17 protein-coding genes are annotated in these 19,004 nt (G+C 70.5%); 9 read left to right on the top strand and 8 right to left on the bottom strand.

The window, feature by feature from the left end; translation table 11 throughout:
- Nucleotides 1-124: 124 nt before the first annotated feature.
- The 6 genes from WFJ17_RS01755 to WFJ17_RS01730 form a co-directional block, all read right to left on the bottom strand.
- Nucleotides 125-1,552 (bottom strand): sulfate adenylyltransferase subunit 1, encoded by a 1,428-nt coding sequence (locus WFJ17_RS01755; RefSeq protein ID WP_336647492.1) that lies wholly within the window; start codon nt 1,550-1,552, stop codon nt 125-127.
- On the bottom strand, nt 1,552-2,502 hold the full coding sequence (gene cysD, locus WFJ17_RS01750) for a sulfate adenylyltransferase subunit CysD (protein ID WP_251443143.1): 951 nt from the start codon (nt 2,500-2,502) through the stop codon (nt 1,552-1,554). Before cysD ends, WFJ17_RS01755 begins: the two co-directional genes overlap by 1 nt.
- Nucleotides 2,499-3,239, bottom strand: coding sequence for a phosphoadenylyl-sulfate reductase (locus tag WFJ17_RS01745; RefSeq protein ID WP_292882960.1), 741 nt, complete (start codon nt 3,237-3,239; stop codon nt 2,499-2,501). Before WFJ17_RS01745 ends, cysD begins: the two co-directional genes overlap by 4 nt.
- On the bottom strand, nt 3,236-4,972 hold the full coding sequence (locus WFJ17_RS01740) for a nitrite/sulfite reductase (RefSeq protein ID WP_251443137.1): 1,737 nt from the start codon (nt 4,970-4,972) through the stop codon (nt 3,236-3,238). The genes WFJ17_RS01745 and WFJ17_RS01740 overlap by 4 nt, the downstream gene beginning before the upstream one ends.
- A gap of 220 nt (nt 4,973-5,192) precedes the next feature.
- Nucleotides 5,193-5,927 (bottom strand): sirohydrochlorin chelatase, encoded by a 735-nt coding sequence (locus tag WFJ17_RS01735; RefSeq protein ID WP_251443134.1) that lies wholly within the window; start codon nt 5,925-5,927, stop codon nt 5,193-5,195.
- A gap of 68 nt (nt 5,928-5,995) precedes the next feature.
- Nucleotides 5,996-6,874, bottom strand: a complete 879-nt coding sequence (locus WFJ17_RS01730; RefSeq protein ID WP_336647491.1) for a serine protein kinase RIO — start codon at nt 6,872-6,874, stop codon at nt 5,996-5,998.
- Between the two features lie 263 nt (nt 6,875-7,137).
- Between WFJ17_RS01730 and WFJ17_RS01725 the strand changes: the two genes are divergently transcribed.
- On the top strand, nt 7,138-7,602 hold the full coding sequence (locus tag WFJ17_RS01725) for a DUF3817 domain-containing protein (protein WP_251443132.1): 465 nt from the start codon (nt 7,138-7,140) through the stop codon (nt 7,600-7,602).
- A gap of 16 nt (nt 7,603-7,618) precedes the next feature.
- On the opposite strand, the gene WFJ17_RS01720 is transcribed toward WFJ17_RS01725, so the two are convergent.
- Entirely contained in the window at nt 7,619-8,296 is a 678-nt protein-coding gene (locus tag WFJ17_RS01720) for a hypothetical protein (protein WP_295032639.1), read from the bottom strand.
- Between the two features lie 251 nt (nt 8,297-8,547).
- On the opposite strand from WFJ17_RS01720, the gene dnaK reads away from it, so the two are divergent.
- From dnaK to WFJ17_RS01680, 8 genes are all read left to right on the top strand, one after another.
- Nucleotides 8,548-10,404 carry a molecular chaperone DnaK gene (gene dnaK, locus WFJ17_RS01715; protein ID WP_251443128.1) on the top strand — a complete coding sequence of 619 codons (1,857 nt, stop codon included), beginning with the start codon at nt 8,548-8,550 and terminating at the stop codon, nt 10,402-10,404.
- Nucleotides 10,404-11,024 (top strand): nucleotide exchange factor GrpE, encoded by a 621-nt coding sequence (locus WFJ17_RS01710; protein ID WP_251443126.1) that lies wholly within the window; start codon nt 10,404-10,406, stop codon nt 11,022-11,024. The genes dnaK and WFJ17_RS01710 overlap by 1 nt, the downstream gene beginning before the upstream one ends.
- An 11-nt stretch (nt 11,025-11,035) precedes the next feature.
- Nucleotides 11,036-12,025 (top strand): DnaJ C-terminal domain-containing protein, encoded by a 990-nt coding sequence (locus WFJ17_RS01705; protein WP_251443124.1) that lies wholly within the window; start codon nt 11,036-11,038, stop codon nt 12,023-12,025.
- Nucleotides 12,026-12,154: 129 nt separating this feature from the next.
- Nucleotides 12,155-12,637, top strand: coding sequence for a heat shock protein transcriptional repressor HspR (locus tag WFJ17_RS01700; protein ID WP_251443122.1), 483 nt, complete (start codon nt 12,155-12,157; stop codon nt 12,635-12,637).
- A 341-nt stretch (nt 12,638-12,978) separates the two neighbouring features.
- A complete protein-coding gene (locus WFJ17_RS01695; RefSeq protein WP_336647490.1) occupies nt 12,979-14,349 on the top strand; it encodes an ABC transporter substrate-binding protein in 1,371 nt (456 codons plus the stop codon).
- Nucleotides 14,350-14,432: 83 nt separating this feature from the next.
- A complete protein-coding gene (locus WFJ17_RS01690; protein WP_251443117.1) occupies nt 14,433-15,359 on the top strand; it encodes a carbohydrate ABC transporter permease in 927 nt (308 codons plus the stop codon).
- Nucleotides 15,359-16,270 (top strand): carbohydrate ABC transporter permease, encoded by a 912-nt coding sequence (locus WFJ17_RS01685; protein ID WP_251443115.1) that lies wholly within the window; start codon nt 15,359-15,361, stop codon nt 16,268-16,270. Before WFJ17_RS01690 ends, WFJ17_RS01685 begins: the two co-directional genes overlap by 1 nt.
- Before the next feature lie 29 nt (nt 16,271-16,299).
- Complete coding sequence (locus tag WFJ17_RS01680) at nt 16,300-17,403, top strand: DUF4185 domain-containing protein (RefSeq protein WP_336647489.1); 1,104 nt, start codon at nt 16,300-16,302, stop codon at nt 17,401-17,403.
- A gap of 21 nt (nt 17,404-17,424) precedes the next feature.
- Here WFJ17_RS01680 and WFJ17_RS01675 read toward each other — a convergent pair whose 3' ends face one another.
- Nucleotides 17,425-18,987 carry a molybdopterin-dependent oxidoreductase gene (locus WFJ17_RS01675; protein WP_336647488.1) on the bottom strand — a complete coding sequence of 521 codons (1,563 nt, stop codon included), beginning with the start codon at nt 18,985-18,987 and terminating at the stop codon, nt 17,425-17,427.
- Nucleotides 18,988-19,004: the final 17 nt, after the last annotated feature.

Below are 19,004 nucleotides of genomic sequence, written 5' to 3'. Positions count from 1 at the left end.
TGCGATTCACTGTCGCCTCCTTAGGCGTTCTTCGGGGTGGGTGGTCTCTGTGGTCGTCGAGCGCGCGGAGGCGAGACGAACGCGGCGCTCTGCGGAAGACGGCGTTTCGTCTCGCTCCGCCGTCCTATGCCGCCGCGACGACCGTCGCGGCGGCGAGGGTCGCTCCGTCGACCGGATGGATGAGCAGCAGGGCGCCGCCCTCCCGATCGTCGGCGTACGGCTCCAGGGGCAGGGGCGACGCGAAGCGGATCCGCACCCGCCCGATCTCGTTCACGGCCAGCTCGGCGGCGTCCTCCAGGGCGAGGGTGTCGAGGTCGCGGCGGGAGAGCACCTCGGCCACGATCGCCTGCACGGTCGCGGTGCCGTGCTTGGCGAGCACCCGCGCCCCCGGCGCGATCGGGCGCGCGTCGAGCTGGAAGATCTCGACCTCGGCCTCCTGGTGACCGCTCGGCACGGTGCCGGCGGTCGCGATGAGCGCACCGCGGGCCGCGTCCACCTCGTCGGCGAGGGTCACCGCGATGGACTGCGCGGTATGCGCGGCCTCGGCCACGCGACCGGCGACGCGGATTCCGGTGACCGTCGTCTCGTGCCCGCCGGGGAACACCTGCACACGGTCGCCCACCCGCACGGATCCGCTCGCCACGCGTCCGGCGAACCCGCGGTAGTCGCGCAGGTCGTCGGCCTCCGCGTCGTCGACGAGGGCGGAGATCCCGCCCTGCGGACGGATCACGGTCTGCACCGGGAGGCGGAAGGCGGCGTCCTCCTCGGCCTGGCGCGCCGGGAGGGTCTCCAGCAGCTCGCGCAGGGTGGGGCCGTCGTACCAGGGCGTGCGCGCGGACGGATCCACGATGTTGTCGCCCTCCAGCGCCGAGACCGGGATCACATGCGTGTCGATGAGACCCAGCTCCGCCGCGACCGCGAGCGCCTGCTCCTCGACGGCGCGGTAGCGCGCCTCGTCGAAGCCGGTGAGGTCGATCTTGTTGACGGCGACGATCACATGCGGCACGCGCAGCAGCGACACCACCGCGAGGTGCCGCCGGGTCTGCTCCACGACGCCCTTGCGCGCGTCGATGAGCACGACCACGGCGTCGGCGGTCGCGGATCCGGTGACCATGTTGCGGGTGTACTGCACGTGCCCGGGGCAGTCGGCGAGGATGAAGCTGCGCGCATCGGTCGCGAAGTACCGGTACGCGACGTCGATCGTGATTCCCTGCTCGCGCTCGGCGCGCAGGCCGTCGGTGAGCAGTGCGAAGTCGAACTCGCCGTGCGCGAAGCCGCGGTCGGCGGAGGTGCGCGCCACCTGCTCGAGCTGATCCGCGAGGATCGCCTTCGCGTCGTGCAGCAGCCGGCCCACGAGGGTGGACTTGCCGTCGTCGACGGATCCGGCCGTGGCGAACCGGAACAGGGTCGTGTCGCCGAGGTCGACGATGGGGTCGTTGAGCGAGGACGGCGAAGCCGACCGAGACGAAACGCGGTTCCCCGCGGGCTGCCGCGTTTCGTCTCGCTGCGCTCGCTCAACGACCCCGGCGGGGGCGGGCTCTATCGTGCTCATCAGAAGTATCCGTTCTTCTTGCGGTCCTCCATGGCGGCCTCGCTGATCCGGTCGTCGGCGCGGGTGGCGCCGCGCTCGGTGAGCGTGGAGCGGGCGACCTCGGAGACCACCTGGTCGACGGTGGACGCGTCGGACTCGACGGCGCCCGTGCAGCTCGCGTCGCCGACCGTGCGGTAGCGGACCGTGCGTCGCTCGACCTGCTCGCCCTCGCGGGGCTGCGCGTGCTCGTTGACCGCCCACCACATCCCGTCGCGGCGGAAGACCTCGCGCTCGTGCGCCAGGTACAGCGGGGGGAGCGGGATCCGCTCGCGGGCGATGTAGCGCCAGACGTCCAGCTCGGTCCAGTTCGAGATCGGGAACGCGCGCACGTGCTTGCCCGGGGTGTGCCGGCCGTTGTACAGGCTCCACAGTTCCGGGCGCTGGTTGCGCGGATCCCACTGCCCGAACTCGTCGCGCAGCGAGATGATGCGCTCCTTGGCGCGCGCCTTGTCCTCGTCGCGGCGGGCGCCGCCGAACACGGCGTCGTGCTTGCCCGCGGCGATCGCGTCGAGCAGCGGCTGGGTCTGCAGCACGTTGCGGGTGCCGTCCGGACGCTCGGCGAGGCGGCCGTCGTCGATGTAGTCCTGCACGCGCGCGACCTCGAGCTTCAGCCCGAGCCGCTCGACGGTCTCGTCGCGGAAGCGGATGACCTCGTCGAAGTTGTGCCCGGTGTCGACGTGCAGCACGGGGAACGGGATCCGGCCCGGCGCGAAGGCGCGGGCGGCGAGGTGCAGCACCAGCACGGAGTCCTTGCCGCCGGAGAACAGCAGCACGGGGCGCTCGAACTCGGCCACGACCTCGCGGATGATGTGGATCGCCTCGGCCTCGAGCAGGTCGAGCCCGGTGAGGGAACCGGCGTCGGGCCCGGCGAGGGTCTCGGCGGGAGCGGGCAGGGTGTCGATGATGCTCATACGTGGAGTCCGCATTCGGTCTTGGCGAGCCCGGCCCAGCGGCCCGAGCGGGGGTCTTCGCCCGCGGCGACGGGCTTGGTGCACGGCGCGCAGCCGATCGAGGGATAGCCGTTCGCGACCAGGGGATTCACGACGACCTCGTGCGCGGTCGCGTAGGCGATGAGGTCGTCGAACGACCAGCTCGCGACGGGGTTGACCTTGATCAGGCCGTTGCGCTCGTCGAACGTGATCAGCGGCGTGTTCGCCCGGGTGGGGGCCTCGTCGCGGCGCACGCCGGTGAACCACACCTCGTAACCGCCGAGGGCCTGGTGCAGCGGGGCGACCTTGCGCATCTCGCAGCACAGCGCCGGATCCCGGGAGAACAGGTCCTTGCCGTACTCCGCATCCTGCTCGCGCACGGTCTGCGCGGGCTTCACGTCGACGATGCGCACGTCGAGCGTGCGGGCGACCTCGTCGCGGGTGAACGTCGTCTCCAGGAAGTGGTAGCCGGTGTCGAGGAACAGCACATCGACGCCCGGGATCGACTCCGCCACCAGGTGCGGCAGGGCGGCGTCGGCCATCGAGCAGGCGACGGCGGCGAGGCGGGGGGAGACGTTCGCGGCGACCCAGGCGACGACCTCCGCGGGGGAGGCCTCGTCGGCGGATCCGCTGCGCAGCTCGGCGGCGCCGCGCTCGGCGAGGGCGCGCAGCTCGTCGAGCGAGCGCCGGGCCGGCCGCACCTCCACGGCGGTGCTCATACCAGCGCCTCCTCGTCGGCGCGGTGCGCCCAGGTGGCGAAGGTCTCGTCGGCGTCGGCGCGATCGGCGAGGTAGCGCCGGATCACGCGCTCCGCGTAGTCGGCGATGCCGTCGGCGGGCACCTTCAGGCCGCGGACCGTGCGGCCCAGGCCCGCCTCCTCGCGGTCGGCGTTCGCGAGCCCGCCGCCGAGGTGCACCTGGTAGCCGGGCACCTGCTCGCCGTCGATGGTGACGAGCTGGCCCTTGAGGCCGATGTCCGCCGTCTGGATCCGGGCGCAGGAGTTCGGGCAGCCGTTCACGTGCAGGGTGATCGGCCGGCCGATCTCGGGCTCGAGCGCGCCCAGGCGCTCCTCGAGCTGCTCGATCGCCTGGGCTGCGTTGACCTTCGTCTCCACGATCGCGAGCTTGCAGAACTCGATCCCGGTGCAGGCGATCGTCGCGCGGCGGAACAGGCTCGGCCGTGCCTCGAGCCCGATCGCGGACAGCCCGGCGATCAGGGACTCGACACGGTCCTCGGCGACGTCCAGCACGAGCACCTTCTGGTACGGCGTGGTGCGGATCCGCGAGGATCCGTGCTCCTCGGCGAGGTCGGCGAGAGCCGTGAGCGCCGTGCCGGAGACCCGGCCGACGGCGGGCGCCGCGCCGACGTAGAACAGGCCGTCCTTCTGACGGTGCACGCCGACGTGGTCGCCGCGTCCCACGGGCTTCGGGGCGGCGGGGCCGTCGGGCAGCGGGGAGTCGAGGTACTCGGTCTCGAGCACCTCGCGGAAGCGCTCGACGCCCCAGTCGGCCAGCAGGAACTTCAGCCGCGCCTTGTTGCGCAGCCGGCGGTAACCGTAGTCGCGGAAGATCCGCGTGACCGCGTGCCAGACCTCCGCGACGCGCTCGGGTGCGACGAACGCGCCGAGGCGCTCGCCGAGGCGCGGCACGGTCGACAGCGCGCCGCCGACCCACAGGTCGTAGCCGATGCCGAGCTCGGGGTGCTCGTACGCGACGAACGCGCAGTCGTTGATCTCGTGCACCACATCCTGACTGGGGTGCCCGGTGATCGCGGTCTTGTACTTGCGGGGCAGGTTCGCGAGAGTCTCGTCGCCGATGAAGCGGTCGACGATCTCGCGGATCTGCGGCGTCGGATCGATGATCTCGTCGGCGGCGATCCCGGCCACGGGGGATCCGAGGATCACCCGGGGGACGTCGCCGCAGGCCTCGGTGGTGCTGAGGTCGACGTCTTCCAGGCGGCGCCAGACCTCGGGGACGTCCTCGATGCGGATCCAGTGCAGCTGGATGTTCTGCCGGTCGGTGAAGTCGGCGGTGTCGCGCGCGAACTCCGTCGAGATGCCGCCGATCACGCGCAGCTGCTCGGTGGTCAGCTGGCCGCCGTCGATGCGGACCCGCAGCATGAAGTACTCGTCCTCGAGCTCCTCCGGGGTCAGCGTCGCGGTGCGGCCGCCGTCGATGCCGGGCTTGCGCTGCGTGTACAGGCCCCACCAGCGGAACCGCCCGTGCAGATCGGTCGGGTCGATCGACGCGAAGCCGCCCTGCGCGTACTCGCCCTCGATCCGCTCGCGCACGTTCAGGCCGTTGTCGGCGAGCTTGAACTCCTCGTTGCCGTTCAGGGGCTCCGTGCCGTCGACGGCCCACTGACCGTGCGGCTTGGTGGGCACGCGGGCGGTGCGGGTGCGAGCGCCGCGGACGGGCGCGGCGGGCACGGCGGTGGTCGGTTCGGGAGACATGCCGACACGCTACGTGCGCACCCGCCGGATCCGCCCGTCTGTGTCATCGCCTCCGACACGGAGCGTCATTGTTCGACATGGTCCAGTTTCCTCCGGGGTGGATGCGGTTCAATGGAGCGCCCGCCGTGCGGATCCGGCCCGTGCATCCGACGGCGATCCCAGTCGTGGCTCCCGGCCGTGGAGCGCGGGTGGACGGCGCCACGACTGCCATCACGCCGTCTCAGGCGCGCGCGGCGAGCTGCGCGACGCCTTCGCGATAGCGGTCGACCACGAGGTCGACGAGCGGCTGCGGGGGCTCGCCGTCGTCCAGCAGGGGTTCGGTCAGCAGGCCGGATCCCGTGATGCGCCCCGCCACGTCGAAGAAGTAGCCGTGCGCGAGGAGGTACGTCGCGACGGGGGAGCCGGGGTGCGCGTCCAGCGCGTCGGCGAGGCGCGGCTCGCGCGCGGCGAGGTACGCGGGCACCACCGCGCTCCCGAGCCGCGCGGCCAGCAGGCGTGCCGACTCCTCCGCGTCGGGAAGGGAGCGCGGATCGCGGGATCCGGCGACCGCCAGCACGACCGGCGCCGCGGGGTCCTCGGCGGCGCCGGCTTCGGCGAGCCGCTGGGCGAGCACCTCCGCGAGGCGCGCATCGGGGCCGAGCGGATCCGTCACCACCGCGTCCGCGCGGGCGGCCACGGCGCGCCCCAGATCGACCCGTACGTGGAAGCCCTGGGACAGCAGCAGCGGCACCACCACGACCGGCCCGTCGACCGCGGCGAGGGCGGTCGGGGCGTCGGGCTGCTGCACGTCGACGAAACCGGAGCGCACCTCGACCCGCGACGGATCCGACGCCGAGTGCGGCCCGCCCGCACCGTTCAGCCGCTCGGAGACGCGCTGCACGAGCAGGGCGATCGCGGCAGCGCCGGCCGCGTCGTCGGTGCCGTGCGAGACGGCGAGCAGAGCGGGGCGGGTCATGGTCGGAGTGTATGCGGATCCGCCCGCCGCGGTCCGCTCGGCGGTTCACACGTCGAAATCTGGCCCCCTCACCCGAACGACTCCGCGACCAGTTCGCCGAACAGGGCCTCGGCGTCGACGTCGAGGCGCTGCCGGGCGAACCAGTCGCACACGTTGACGCAGTCGCGATGCAGCAGGTCCAGGCCCTGCGGGTTCGCCACGGTGTCCACGATCTGCGGCAGGTCGATCACCACCACGCGGCCGTCGTGCACGAGCAGGTTGTACGGCGAGAGGTCGCCGTGGGCCAGCCCGGCACGTGCGAACACGCGCATGAGGTCGCCGACCTGCGCGAACAGCTCGGCGAGCAGGTCGGGGTCGTGCCGCACCTGCGCGAGCCGGGGCGCGCCGACACCGTCGGCGGATCCGATGAACTCCATGAGCACTTCGGTGCCGGTCACCTGCACCGGGTAGGGCACGGGCGCCCCGAGCTCGTGCATCCGGCGCAGCGCCTCGAACTCCGCGAACGACCACTGCGCCGCGGCGACCTCGCGGCCGTGCTCGCTCTTGCGCGCGAGCGCCCTGGCGTCCCGCGAGTTCCGGGTGCGTCGCCCCTCGGTGTAGACGGCGGAGCGGTGGAAGGCGCGGTGATCGGGGCTGCGGTAGCGCTTGGCGGCGAGCAGGGTGCGCTGAGCAGGATCGCCGGGCACCGCCCGTTCGAGCAGGAAGACATCGGCCTCCTTGCCGGTCTTGAGGATGCCGAGCTCGGTGTCGACGGCGCCCGCCGAGGTCACCACCCAGCCTGGGCGCGGCTCCGGCCCGCGCTCGGTGGGCGTCGCGGTCGGCCAGGTGGTCCAGCGCTGCCCGTCGGCCAGGTCGACATCGGCGAAGGAGAGACCGAGATCGTCGTCGTCGGCGGCGGAGAGGAAGAAAGAAGCAGAGGCATCCGGGGATGCGGAGGAAGGGATCACGAGGGGCTCCGGGTCGGGGCCGCTCGCGGAAGCGTCGGGCGGGCGGCCTCAGGGAAGAAGGGGGGCGAAGGGCGCGACAACAGAGACGTTCATCGTCAGCTCCTTCCCTCGGATCCCGGGCGGGTCCCGGCGCCCGCCGAGTCTACGGGCCGGGGTCGCCTCCTGTCGAGGGCGGCCGGAAACCGTCCGAAAGGTGGAGGCCCCGGGCAGGCGGCGCCCTGGGGCCGCTGCATACGCTGGAAGCACCCGACCCGAGGAGAGCCGTGTTCACCACTCCCGCCCGCCTGTTCCGCGTGCTCGCGATCGCCGAGGCCATCACCTGGACCCTGCTGATCGGCGCGCTCGTCGGCCGCGCCACGGGCCTGCCTCCGGTGCTCGTCACGATCGCCGGATCCATCCACGGCTTCGTGTTCCTCTCCTACGCCGCGACCGCGGTGCTGCTGGCGTTCCACCAGCGCTGGGGCGTCGGCGTCGCGGTCGTCGCGATCGCGAGCGCGATCGTCCCCTACGCCACGATCCCCGCCGAGATCTGGCTGCACCGCACGGGACGTCTCGCCGGCGCCTGGCGTCTGGAGCAGACCGACGACCCGCGCGACGCGGCCTGGTACGACCGCACCATGCGCTGGTTCCTGCACCGGCCGTGGGTGCTCGCGCTGCTCATCGTCGCCGCGGTCGCCGCCCTCTTCGCCGTGCTGCTGCTGATCGGCCCTCCCGGAGGGTCGCACTGAGACGCGGAAGCGCCGCTCAGTACACCAGCACCCGGTTCTTCTCCACGATCTCGTCGGCGACCGTCGAGGCGCTTCCGTCCGTGCAGTCCAGGATGAAGTACAGCCCGGATCCGGCCTTCTCGAACACCCTCGCCTGGATGACCCAGGTCGCGGCGTCGTTGTGCCCCTGGACCGCGCGCGAGTCGATCTCGTAGCCGCCGTCGGAGGCGCTCTCGAGTGCGAGGTCGCGCGCGGCCGCGGTCACGTCCGCGACGGTCGCCTCGGTCAGCGCGGCCAGCATGAGATCGCTCGCCTCGCGGTCGTCCTTCGCGCCCGTCGACGAGGAGGTGCCCTGCCAGAACTGAGCGACGCAGATGCCGTCGACCGTGGCGTACGACCAGCCGCCGTTACCGTCATCGGGCTTGTCGACCGTCCAGCGGGAGTCGGCGATCAGTCCGTCCGACCACTCCACGTGGCTGCCCGCGGGCAGGGACGGGTCGTCGAAGCGCAGCGATCGGGTGCTGGAGGAGGTGGGGTCGTCGGCGGAGGGCTCATCGGTCGACGCGGGGGCGGACGTGGCGTCGAGGTTCTTCGCGCCGCCGGCGTACGGGGTGAACGGGAAGCCGCAGGCGCTCAGCGGAAGGGCGGCGGCGAGCAGCAGGCCGACGGCGCCGAGACGGAGCGCGGCTGACGCAGTGCGCGAGTGAGTCGTCATGACGCCGATCTTAGGGATCAGCTGAATGCCGCGTCGATGGGCAGTCCGGTCCGGCGGTTCCCCCCACGGGGATCCCCGCGGGGACGGCGTTCCGAGACCTTCGTAAAAGTTGAGTTGAGTCATATCAAGTTTGTTGACATCCCTTGACGGTCGGCGTATCGTTGAGCCATCGCGACTCAGGTTTCCGGGTTCCTTCTCGGGGGCTGCGGCCGCGCAGACTTTTCCGCACTTCCGACTGAAGGAGAAAACAAATGGCACGTGCTGTCGGTATCGACCTCGGTACGACGAACTCCGTCGTCAGCGTCCTCGAGGGCGGCGAGCCCAAGGTCATCGCCAACGCAGAAGGCTTCCGCACCACCCCGTCGGTGGTCGCCTTCACCAAGGACGGGGAGGTGCTCGTCGGCGAGACCGCGAAGCGCCAGGCCGTCACCAACGTCGACCGCACGATCGCATCGGTCAAGCGCCACATGGGCACCGACTGGTCCTTCGACGTCGACGGCAAGAAGTGGACGCCGCAGGAGATCTCCTCGCGCATCCTCATGAAGCTCAAGCGCGACGCCGAGGCCTACCTGGGCGACACGGTCACCGACGCGGTCATCACCGTCCCGGCGTACTTCAACGACGCCGAGCGTCAGGCCACGAAGGAGGCCGGCGAGATCAGCGGCCTCAACGTGCTGCGCATCATCAACGAGCCCACCGCGGCCGCCCTGGCCTACGGCCTCGACAAGGGCAAGGAGGACGAGCTCATCCTCGTCTTCGACCTGGGTGGCGGCACGTTCGACGTGTCCCTGCTCGAGGTGGGCAAGGACGACGACTTCTCCACGATCCAGGTGCGCGCCACCGCGGGTGACAACCGCCTCGGCGGCGACGACTGGGACCAGCGCCTCGTCGACTACCTGATCAAGCAGTTCAAGGACTCGACCGGCGTCGACGTCTCCGGCGACAAGATCGCGCTGCAGCGCCTCAAGGAGGCCGCGGAGCAGGCGAAGAAGGAGCTCAGCTCCTCGACGTCGACCAGCGTCAACCTGCCGTACCTGTCGCTCACCGAGAACGGCCCCGTGTCGCTTTCCGAGACGATCACCCGCGCCAAGTTCGAGGACCTCACCAAGGACCTCCTCGACCGCACCAAGAAGCCCTTCGAGGACGTCATCCGCGAGGCCGGCATCAAGGTCGGCGACATCGCGCACGTCGTGCTCGTCGGCGGTTCCACCCGTATGCCCGCCGTGGCCGAGCTCGTCAAGCGCGAGACCGGCAAGGAGGCCAACAAGGGCGTGAACCCGGACGAGGTCGTCGCCGTCGGCGCCGCCCTCCAGGCCGGCGTCCTGAAGGGCGAGCGCAAGGACGTCCTGCTCATCGACGTCACCCCGCTGAGCCTCGGCATCGAGACCAAGGGCGGCATGATGACCAAGCTCATCGAGCGCAACACGGCCATCCCGACCAAGCGGAGCGAGACCTTCACCACCGCCGACGACAACCAGCCGTCGGTCGCGATCCAGGTCTTCCAGGGCGAGCGCGAGTTCACCCGCGACAACAAGCCGCTGGGCACCTTCGAGCTGACCGGCATCGCGCCGGCTCCGCGCGGCATCCCGCAGATCGAGGTCACCTTCGACATCGACGCGAACGGCATCGTGCACGTGTCCGCCAAGGACAAGGGCACGGGCAAGGAGCAGTCGATGACCATCACGGGCGGATCCTCGCTCTCGAAGGATGACATCGACCGCATGGTGCGCGAGGCCGAGGAGCACGCCGCCGAGGACAAGAAGCGCCGCGAGTCGGCCGAGGTCCGCAACCAGGCCGAGACGCTGTCCTACTCGATCGAGAAGCTCATCTCGGAGAACGAGGACAAGCTCCCCGAGGACGTGAAGACCGAGGTCAAGGCCGACGTCGACGCGCTCAAGACCGCACTGGCGGGCGAGGACGACGAGGCCGTGAAGACCGCGTTCGAGAAGCTGAACCAGTCGCAGACGAAGCTCGGCGAGGCGATCTACGCGCAGTCCCAGGCCGACGCGGCCTCCGCCCCGCAGGGCGAGCCGGCGGCCGAGGGCGCCGCGTCCGATGAGGACGTCGTGGACGCCGAGGTCGTGGACGACGAGGACGAGAAGAAGTAATGACGGATCCCAAGGACTTCGAAGAGCCCGAAGAGGGCCGTGAGGTCGGCGGCCAGGGGTCGGGCGCGAACGCGTCCGGCCCCGCGGCCGGGGCCGGTGACGCGCAGGACGCCGACGAGCTCACGGTCGACGACATCCTGAACACGGCGCCGAGCGACGACGCGCTCGCCGAGGACGCCGCGGAGGACGCGGCGCTCGCCGACGCCGAGCACACCCTGCTCGTCGACCTCAAGCGCCTCCAGGCCGAGTACGCGAACTACCGCCGCCGCACCGAGGAGCAGCGCGGCGTCGAGATCCAGCGCGCGAAGGGCGAGGCCGCCAAGGGCCTGCTCCCCGTGCTCGACGATCTCGACCGCGCCGCCCAGCACGGCGATCTGCAGGAGGGCACGCCCTTCGCCGCGATCGCCGAGAAGGTCCGTTCGGTCGCCGAGCGTCTCGGCGTGGTCTCCTACGGCGAGAAGGGCGACGAGTTCGACCCGCAGCAGCACGAGGCGATCTTCCAGCAGCCCACCCCGGGCGTCGAGAAGACCGTCGTGCTGGAGGTCGTCGAGGTGGGCTACCGCCTGGGCGACGTCGAGTTGCGTCCTGCCAAGGTCGTCGTCGCCGTTCCTGCTGAGTAGGGGGGTGGTCGATGGCTAGCCAGGACTGGTTCGACAAGGACTTCTACAAGACCCTCGGCGTCTCGAAGGACATCTCCGAGGCGGACCTGAAGAAGACCTACCGCAAGCTCGCACGCAAGTACCACCCCGACTCCAACCCCGGCGACGCCGCGGCGGAGGCGAAGTTCAAGGAGATCAGCGAGGCGTACTCGGTGCTCTCCGACACCGAGCAGCGCGCCGAGTACGACCAGATCCGCGCGATGGGCGCCGGCGGGGCGCGGTTCACCGCGCCCGGCAGCGCCGGCAACGGCGGCTTCGACGACGTGTTCAGCGCGTTCAACCGGGGCCGCGGCAGCCAGACCGCCGACTTCGACGACATCTTCGCGATGTTCAACCAGGGCGGCGGAGGGTCGTTCGGATCCGGTCGGTTCGGACAGCCGTCCGGCGGCTTCCGCGGCTTCGGCGGGCCCCAGAAGGGCGCCGACGTCACGGCCCGCACGACGCTGTCGTTCGCGACCGCGGTGCAGGGCGAGACCGTCACGCTGCAGGGCGAGGACGGCCGTCCGCTCAAGGTGAAGATCCCCGCGGGCGTGAAGGACGGGCAGAAGATCCGTCTGCGCGGTCGCGGGCGGCCTTCGCCCGACGGCGGCGAGAACGGCGACATCGTGGTGCAGGTCTCCGTGAAGCCCCATCCGGTGTTCACCCGTGACGGGCTGAACCTGCGGGTGACCGTGCCGGTGACGTTCACGGAGGCGGCCCTCGGCGCCACCATCGAGGTGCCGACGCTCGGCGGGGATCCGGTCAAGCTCAAGGTCGCGGCGGGAACGCCGTCCGGCCGGGTGCTGCGGGTCAAGGGACGCGGCGTCACCACGTCCAAGGGCTCGGGGGACCTGCTCGCCGAGGTCCAGGTCGCCGTGCCGGCGCATCTGGACGAGGCCGCACGCGAGGCGCTCGAGCGCTTCCGCGCCGCCGAGCCCGCGGAGAACCCGCGCGCCGAGCTTCTGGCGAAGGCGCGGGCGTGATGAGCGCCTCCGCTCGGGCTCTCTCCGTGCCGGGAACGGGCGAACTGACCGAGATCAGGTGGATCCCTGTGGATTCTCCTGATCTCGGTCAGTCGACCTTGTGCCGGCAGAGCCGAAATGCGGTGCGCCATGGGCGATGAGCGCATGAGCGCCGACACCCCGATCTTCGCGATCGCGGTCGCCGCCGAACTGGCCGGCATGCACCCGCAGACCCTCCGCCAGTACGACCGGATCGGACTGGTCGTGCCCGGCCGCACGCGGGGCGGATCCCGCCGCTACTCCCAGCGCGACATCGCCCAGCTGCGCGAGGTCGCCCAGCTGTCCAGCGAGGGCATGAGCCTGCCGGCGATCGCGAAGCTGCTCGACCTCGAGGATGAGGTGCGCACGCTCCGCCGCCGCGTGGTCGAGCTCGAGCATTCCCTGCGCGAAGAGCGCGCCTCCCGCCCCGGCGTGCGGGTCTTCGCCGCCGGTGCGACCGGATCCATCATGGCCGTGCCGTCGGGACGGCGGATCCGTCGGTCGACCGAGGTCGTGCTGTGGCGCCCCTGGGGGAGCCGCACCGAGGCGTCGGACGAGGAACTCGCCGACGACCCGGACGACAGCCGGCGCTGAGGCGCCTCCGGTGCAGGGCCGCGCGCGATCGCGCCGCCCCGATCCGGTGCCGTGCGACCGCTGTGGTCTCGATCCGGGGCATGAAATCGATTTCCTGCCTCATGCGCCCTGAGGCGCTGCGGGCATCGAGACCTGTTTCCCTGTGTGCCGTAGAGCGCCACCACGACACCCGAGTAGGGGGCGCGCCCGGGATCATCCACGAGTGTCTTGTATCTGAAATCGATTTCGCCTACCCTGGGTGCAGCCCGGTCGATGCCGACTCAGCGCGACCGCGGACCCGGACCCCTGTGCCGGACCCAGCACCGAATCGACGAGGAAGTCGTGTTCCCGAGGAGGAACCCATGAAGACGGACACACAGCGCACGCGCCGGGTCGTGATGGCCACGCTCGGCGGCATCACGGCGGTTGGACTGCTCGCGGGCTGCGGCTCGAGCACTCCGGGGCAGGCCGCCGGGGACGGAGGCGACTCCAGCGGCAAGACCACCATCGAGTTCTGGCACCGCACGTTCACCCCGCCCGAGAACGCCTGGTACAAGGACATCGTCAAGAAGTTCAACGCCTCCCAGGACAAGATCGTCGTCAAGGACACCGAGATCCCCGCCGACGCGTGGGACCAGAAGATGAAGGCGGCCCAGGCCGCGGGCAAGGCGCCCGACATCTACACCCACTCCGGCAGCATCCAGGACGCGGTCAACGCCGGTCAGCTGTACGACCTCGGCAAGGTCGTCGACACCTCCAAGCTGGACGAGATCATCGACTCGGCGAAGTCGGTGTCCGAGATCGGCGGCACCTACTACGCCTACCCCCTCCTGCAGGAGGCCCAGACCGTGCTGTTCTGGAACAAGGACATGCTCTCCAAGGCCGGTGTGGACACGGACAAGGGCCCCGCGACCTGGGACGACCTGCTCGCCGACTGCGCCAAGATCCAGCCGACGCTCGCCCAGGGGCAGTACTGCATCTCGCCCGCGTCCGACGCCATCACGTTCGCCTGGTCGACCGTCGGCCAGCAGTACAACTTCGCCGGGCACACGGCGCTCACCGACGACTGGAAGTCCCCGGACATCGACAACGCCGCGTACCGCGACCTGATGTCGAAGTACAAGGAGCTCTGGGACAAGGGATACATGCCCAAGCAGGCGCTCGCCGCCTACGTCGAGGGCAAGGACTTCGGCCAGAAGAAGGTCGCCTTCAAGGTCTCCGGCTCCTGGATGATGTCGGAGATCGGATCCGACTACCCGGACCTGCTCACCAAGACGGGCATCGGCGCCTTCCCGAACGCCTCCAACGCCGACGGCCGCACCGCCACCACGCTCGGCAACTTCAAGTGGGTCATCGACGCGAAGAGCAAGCACGCCGACGCCGCCGGGAAGTTCCTGGAGTGGTCGCTCGCCGGTGATCCGCAGAACCTCGTGCCGTTCTTCGTGAACACCCAGTTCACCAAGGTCCCCGTGCGCAAATCGGTGCAGGAGGCCGTCGCCAAGGACGAGGCCGCCGCGAAGGCGCCGTGGTCGAGCGTGATCACGAACGACATCGCGCCCGACGCGATCCCCGAGCCGACCTACCCGTGGGACGTCTCGCTCGCGGTCGGCACCGCGATGGAGTCGGTCATGAAGGGCGCGGCTTCGCCGGACGACGCCATCAAGACCGCGGACGCCGCGATCCAGAAGGTGATCCAGTCGCAGGATCTGCCGAGCAAGGCTCCGAAGAAGTGAGCGCGGCGCGGTCGGGGACCGCTGTGCGGCCGTCCCCGACCGCGCAGCCCGGCCCCGCACCATCCCCCCGACGGAGAGCACCGATGACCACGCAAGCGATCGACGACCGGCGCGCAGCCAAGCGCAGAGCGGACCGGCACCGGTACCGCGACACGAAGCTCGCCTACCTGCTGCTCGCCCCCGTGGTGATCCTGCTCGGGATCTTCGTCGCCTGGCCGGCGGTGTACGCGGCGTTCCTCTCGTTCCAGGACTGGAGCTTCTACAAGGACCCGCAGTTCGTCGGCGGGAAGAACTACGTCGACGTGCTGACGGATCCGCTGTTCGTCGCGACGATCGGCCGCGGATTCCTGTTCGTCCTGATGACGGTGCCGCCGATGCTCGTGCTGGCGTTCCTGTTCGCGAGCCTCGTCGTGAGCGTCTCCCGGCGGTTCGCGACCGTGCTCAAGGTCAGCATCTACATCCCGACGATCATCTCGTCCGTGATCGCGTCGATCGTGTTCGTGCTGATCTACACCTACGACGGCGGCATCCTGAACGCCGTGCTCGCCGTGTTCCACATCGACCCCGTGGCGTGGATCGGGGATCCCGCGTGGGCGCTGCTCTCCGTGGCGGTGCCCGCGGTGTGGCTCGGCATGGGCATCACCTCGCTCATCATGGTCGCCGCCATGGTGGACATCCCGACGGAGTACTACGAGGCCGCGGCGATGGAGGGCGCCGGCTGGTGGCAGAAGACCTTCTACATCACGATGCCCCAGATGAAGAACGTGTTCCTCTACCTGCTGATCACCGGCTTCGTCGCCGCGATCCAGCAGTTCGAGCTGCCCCTCGTCATGACGCAGGGCGGACCGCTGGACTCGACCACGCTGCCGAACCTGTTCATCTTCAACCACTTCCGCAACGACGTGAACGTGGGCTACTCGATCGCCGCGGCCCTGCTGCTCTTCGTCGTGCTGGGATCCGTCTCGGCGCTCGTCTTCAAGTTCATCAACTCCGAAAGGCTCGTCGACTGATGAGTGCGACCTCCCCGACCACCGCCCTGGAGACCACTCGGATCGTCCTGGCCGGAAAGGACCACCGCCGGTTCACGGCGCCGCACGGCGTCACCGGCTGGGCGATCCTCGTCGGCAAGGCGTTCGTCGGCCTGCTTTTCCTGGTCGCGGCGCTGTTCCCTCTCGCCTGGATGGTGATCGCCGGCTTCAAGGCGAAGACCGAGGTGCTGAGCACGCCGTTCCAGTTCTTCCCCGAGGTGTGGCACTGGGACAACTACACCAAGATCCTCGGTGACGCGACGTTCTTGCGCACCCTGGGCTGGACGTTCCTCGGCGCCATCCTGTTCACGGTGCTGAGCCTCACGGTGAACTCGCTCGCCGCCTATGCGTTCGCGCGGTTGCAGTTCCGGTTCCAGCGCACGCTGTGGGTCGCCGTCATCACGACGATGTTCATCCCGGGCATGACGATCCTGCTCACGAGCTTCATCGTGGTGACGAAGCTCGCGATGCTGGACACACTCGCCGTGCTGGTGATCCCGGGGGCTGCAAGCGCGGCGTCGGTCTTCTTCATCCGGCAGTTCTACCTGAACATCCCGGCCAGCCTCGAGGAGGCCGCGATGCTGGACGGCTGCGGCCGCTTCGGGATCTTCGTGCGCATCTTCCTGCCGCTGTCGAAGCCGCCGTTCGTGGTGATGGGGATCACGGCGTTCCTCGCCTACTGGAACTCCTACGTCTGGCCGATCATGACGATCACGTCGCCGGAGAAGTTCGTGCTGCAGCAGTACCTGGCGGAGTTCCGCACCGGACGCGGCTCGAGCGAGCTCGGGCTGCTGATGGCCGGATCCGTGCTGGCGGCGGCTCCGGTCGTGATCCTGTTCCTCATCTTCCAGCGCCAGATCATCGGCAACATCAAGATGGCCGGCCTCAAGTAGGCGGCCGTGTTCTCGAAGGGGAGAATGCCATGTCCGAACGACCGACCCGTCCCGCCCACGCACTGACCCGCCGGGGTCTCCTGCAGGGAGCCCTCGCCGCGGGAGCCGCGCTCGGCGTCTCCGCACTGGGGGCCGGCCCCGCGGCCGCGGCCGGGCTCACCGTCACGAGGCTCAAGGTGCTCGCCGGCACCCAGGCCGGAGTGCAGTACGGAGTGGGGGCCACCGATCTCGGGATCCCCGCGCGCACGCCCGACGGCCGTCTGCTCTTCGTCTTCGGGGACACCTGGGCCGACGCCGTGGGCGGCACCGACTGGCGCTCGCCGGTCGCGCTGTACTCGTCGACGAGCGACCTCGCCACCGGCGTCGTGTTCAGCGGGGCGGCAGGCGCGGGCGCGAACACGCAGGTCACCGCCCCCCAGCTCTGGTACTACCCGCACGACGCCTATTACGAGACCGTGATCCCCTCGGATGTGATCACGATCGGAACCCGCATGTACCTGCACGCGATCGTGAACGGGCCCACTTTCGGGGCGGTGCGCTGGACCGAGCTGTGGCAGTCCGACGACTCCGGTGCGACCTGGCAGCACACCGGCCTCAAGTTCCCCGCGGACATGGCCGGCGGCCGCTTCCAGTGCATCACGTGGGGACAGGGCAACGACGGCTACGTGTACATCTACGGCACCGGCTTCCAGCGCGACAAGGGCATCGTGCTCTACCGGGTGCCGCAGAACAGCATGACCGCGCTGTCGGCCTACCAGCCCTGGGGCTATGCGAACGGCGCCTGGAGCTGGGGCAACCCGGCGACCGAGGTGCTGCCGGGGAAGTTCGGCGAGATGTGCCTGCGGCCCCTCGGCGGGAAGTGGATCCTCACCTGGTTCAACGCCGGCGCCTACCGGATCGACGCGATGGTGCTGAACACCCCGACCGACAACCTCTACACGGCCGCGAAGACCACGCTGCTCACGGGGTGCGAGTGGGGCGCGGAGGACGCCAGTCACGTCGCGCAGCTCTACGGCGGGTACATCATCCCCGGCTCCACCCTGTCGGATCTGCACCTCGGCGTGAGCCAGTGGAACACCGGGAACAACAGCGTCTACCACGTGGAGCAGTTCCGGATCCAGGGGCTCGTCTGAGGCTCCGACCGGTCGCGCCGCTCAGCCCGCGGTGCCCACGCGGACGACGGTGGACTGCCAGCCGGTCGATCCGTTCGGCGCGATCGGGGTGCGCTCCTGCTCCTGCATCCGGCCGTTCCGATCGGTGGCGCGGACGACGAGGGTGTGGCTGCCGCTGGTCGCGTTCCAGTCCAGGAACCACTGCACCCAGGTGTCGGCGCTGACCGGGGCGGACAGCGTCGCGGTCTGCCAGGCCCCGCCGTCGATCTGCACCTCGACTCGCGCGATCCCCACCGTCTGCGCCCAGGCGACCCCGGCGATCCGGGCGGCTCCCGGAGGGATCTCCTTGTCGATGCGCGGCGTGTCGATCCGGCTCGACAGCTTGATCGGCGCCTGTGCGCTGTACCCGCGAGGCGTCCAGTAGGCCTGGTCCTTCTCGAACGTCGTGACCGTCATCCGGGTGAGCCACTTCGTCGCCGAGACATAGCCGTAGAGCCCCGGCACGACCATCCGCACCGGGAAGCCGTGCTCCGGCGGCAGGGGCTCGCCGTTCATCGCGACGGCGAGGATGGCATCCCTGCTCGGATCCGTGAGCGCGTCCAGCGGCGTGCTCGCGGTGAAGCCGTCGACGCTGCGGGAGAGCACCATGTCGGCGCCCTGCTCGGGCTTGGCGCGGGCGAGCACCTCGCGGACGGGGACGCCCAGCCACCGTGCGGTGCCGACGAGGTCGCCGCCGACCTGGTTCGACACGCAGGTCAGCGTCACGGCGTACTCCCGCAGCCCCATCCGCAGCAGCTCGTCGAAGCTCAGCTCCACCTTCTCGCCGACCATGCCGTCGACCGTCAGCCGCCAGTCCGCCGGGGCCAGGGACGGCACCGTCAGGGCGGTGTCGACGCGGTAGAAGTCCGCGTTCGGGGTGAACAGCGGGGAGAGCCCCGGGATGTCGAGCTCGGCGCCGGCGGGCACGGTGATCCGGGACAGCGGCTCTGGTAGGCGGAGCGCCTTGCGCACGGAGGCGACGGAGGTCGTCGCCATCGTCCCGATCCGGGCTCCCGTGCCCACGACGATCGCGGTGACCCCGCCCACCGCGGTCAGGAGGAGGAAGCGCCGGCGGTCCGGCCCCGACGCCCCGTCGCCGGCGGCCCCGGGTGCGCGCCATCGGCGCAGCGCCGCGATCGACATCGTCAGGAAGACGCAGCCCGCGATCGTGCCGGCGAGCGAGGGCAGGGCGGACAACGGCGTCGCCCCCGTGCGCGTCAGGGCCGCCGCCAGCCCGGCGGCACCGGCGACGGCGAACACCGCGACGCCGGCGGGGCGGCGGCGGCGCTCGAGGAGGCCGGCCGCCGCGGCGGCCAGCAGCACTCCGACGCCGAGGGTCAGCAGGAGGAAGAGCTTGTCGTTCGCGCCGAAGAGGTCGATCGCGAGCTCCTTGGCCCACTGCGGCACGATGTCGATGACGAACGAGCCGGCCGCCAGCAGCGGGCTCGCGTCGCGGGCGGCGGCGAAGGCCGTGATCTCGGCGACGGCGACGAACACCGCGCCGCTGACGACGCCGGCGAGCGCCGCCCAGCCGCGCCCGCCGTGACTTCCTGTCTTGTGTTCCATGTCCTGGGTTCGGTGCG

This window comes from Microbacterium sp. MMO-10 (assembly GCF_037148715.1).
In the GTDB taxonomy this organism is placed as follows: domain Bacteria; phylum Actinomycetota; class Actinomycetes; order Actinomycetales; family Microbacteriaceae; genus Microbacterium.
The sequence above is the reverse complement of the archived record's forward strand: the minus strand, read 5'-3'. Positions and strand labels throughout refer to the sequence as shown.

Excerpts from the sequence above, each read along its gene's own strand:
- WFJ17_RS01675 (WP_336647488.1), bottom strand. The coding sequence starts at position 18,987 with ATGGAACACAAGACAGGAAGTCACGGCGGGCGCGGCTGGGCGGCGCTC.
- WFJ17_RS01705 (WP_251443124.1), top strand. The coding sequence starts at position 11,036 with ATGGCTAGCCAGGACTGGTTCGACAAGGACTTCTACAAGACCCTCGGC.
- WFJ17_RS01720 (WP_295032639.1), bottom strand. The coding sequence starts at position 8,296 with ATGACGACTCACTCGCGCACTGCGTCAGCCGCGCTCCGTCTCGGCGCC.
- WFJ17_RS01695 (WP_336647490.1), top strand. The coding sequence starts at position 12,979 with ATGAAGACGGACACACAGCGCACGCGCCGGGTCGTGATGGCCACGCTC.
- WFJ17_RS01685 (WP_251443115.1), top strand. The coding sequence starts at position 15,359 with ATGAGTGCGACCTCCCCGACCACCGCCCTGGAGACCACTCGGATCGTC.
- WFJ17_RS01680 (WP_336647489.1), top strand. The coding sequence starts at position 16,300 with ATGTCCGAACGACCGACCCGTCCCGCCCACGCACTGACCCGCCGGGGT.
- WFJ17_RS01740 (WP_251443137.1), bottom strand. The coding sequence starts at position 4,972 with ATGTCTCCCGAACCGACCACCGCCGTGCCCGCCGCGCCCGTCCGCGGC.
- dnaK (WP_251443128.1), top strand. The coding sequence starts at position 8,548 with ATGGCACGTGCTGTCGGTATCGACCTCGGTACGACGAACTCCGTCGTC.
- WFJ17_RS01690 (WP_251443117.1), top strand. The coding sequence starts at position 14,433 with ATGACCACGCAAGCGATCGACGACCGGCGCGCAGCCAAGCGCAGAGCG.
- WFJ17_RS01700 (WP_251443122.1), top strand. The coding sequence starts at position 12,155 with ATGGGCGATGAGCGCATGAGCGCCGACACCCCGATCTTCGCGATCGCG.
- WFJ17_RS01710 (WP_251443126.1), top strand. The coding sequence starts at position 10,404 with ATGACGGATCCCAAGGACTTCGAAGAGCCCGAAGAGGGCCGTGAGGTC.
- cysD (WP_251443143.1), bottom strand. The coding sequence starts at position 2,502 with ATGAGCATCATCGACACCCTGCCCGCTCCCGCCGAGACCCTCGCCGGG.
- WFJ17_RS01735 (WP_251443134.1), bottom strand. The coding sequence starts at position 5,927 with ATGACCCGCCCCGCTCTGCTCGCCGTCTCGCACGGCACCGACGACGCG.
- WFJ17_RS01755 (WP_336647492.1), bottom strand. The coding sequence starts at position 1,552 with ATGAGCACGATAGAGCCCGCCCCCGCCGGGGTCGTTGAGCGAGCGCAG.
- WFJ17_RS01745 (WP_292882960.1), bottom strand. The coding sequence starts at position 3,239 with ATGAGCACCGCCGTGGAGGTGCGGCCGGCCCGGCGCTCGCTCGACGAG.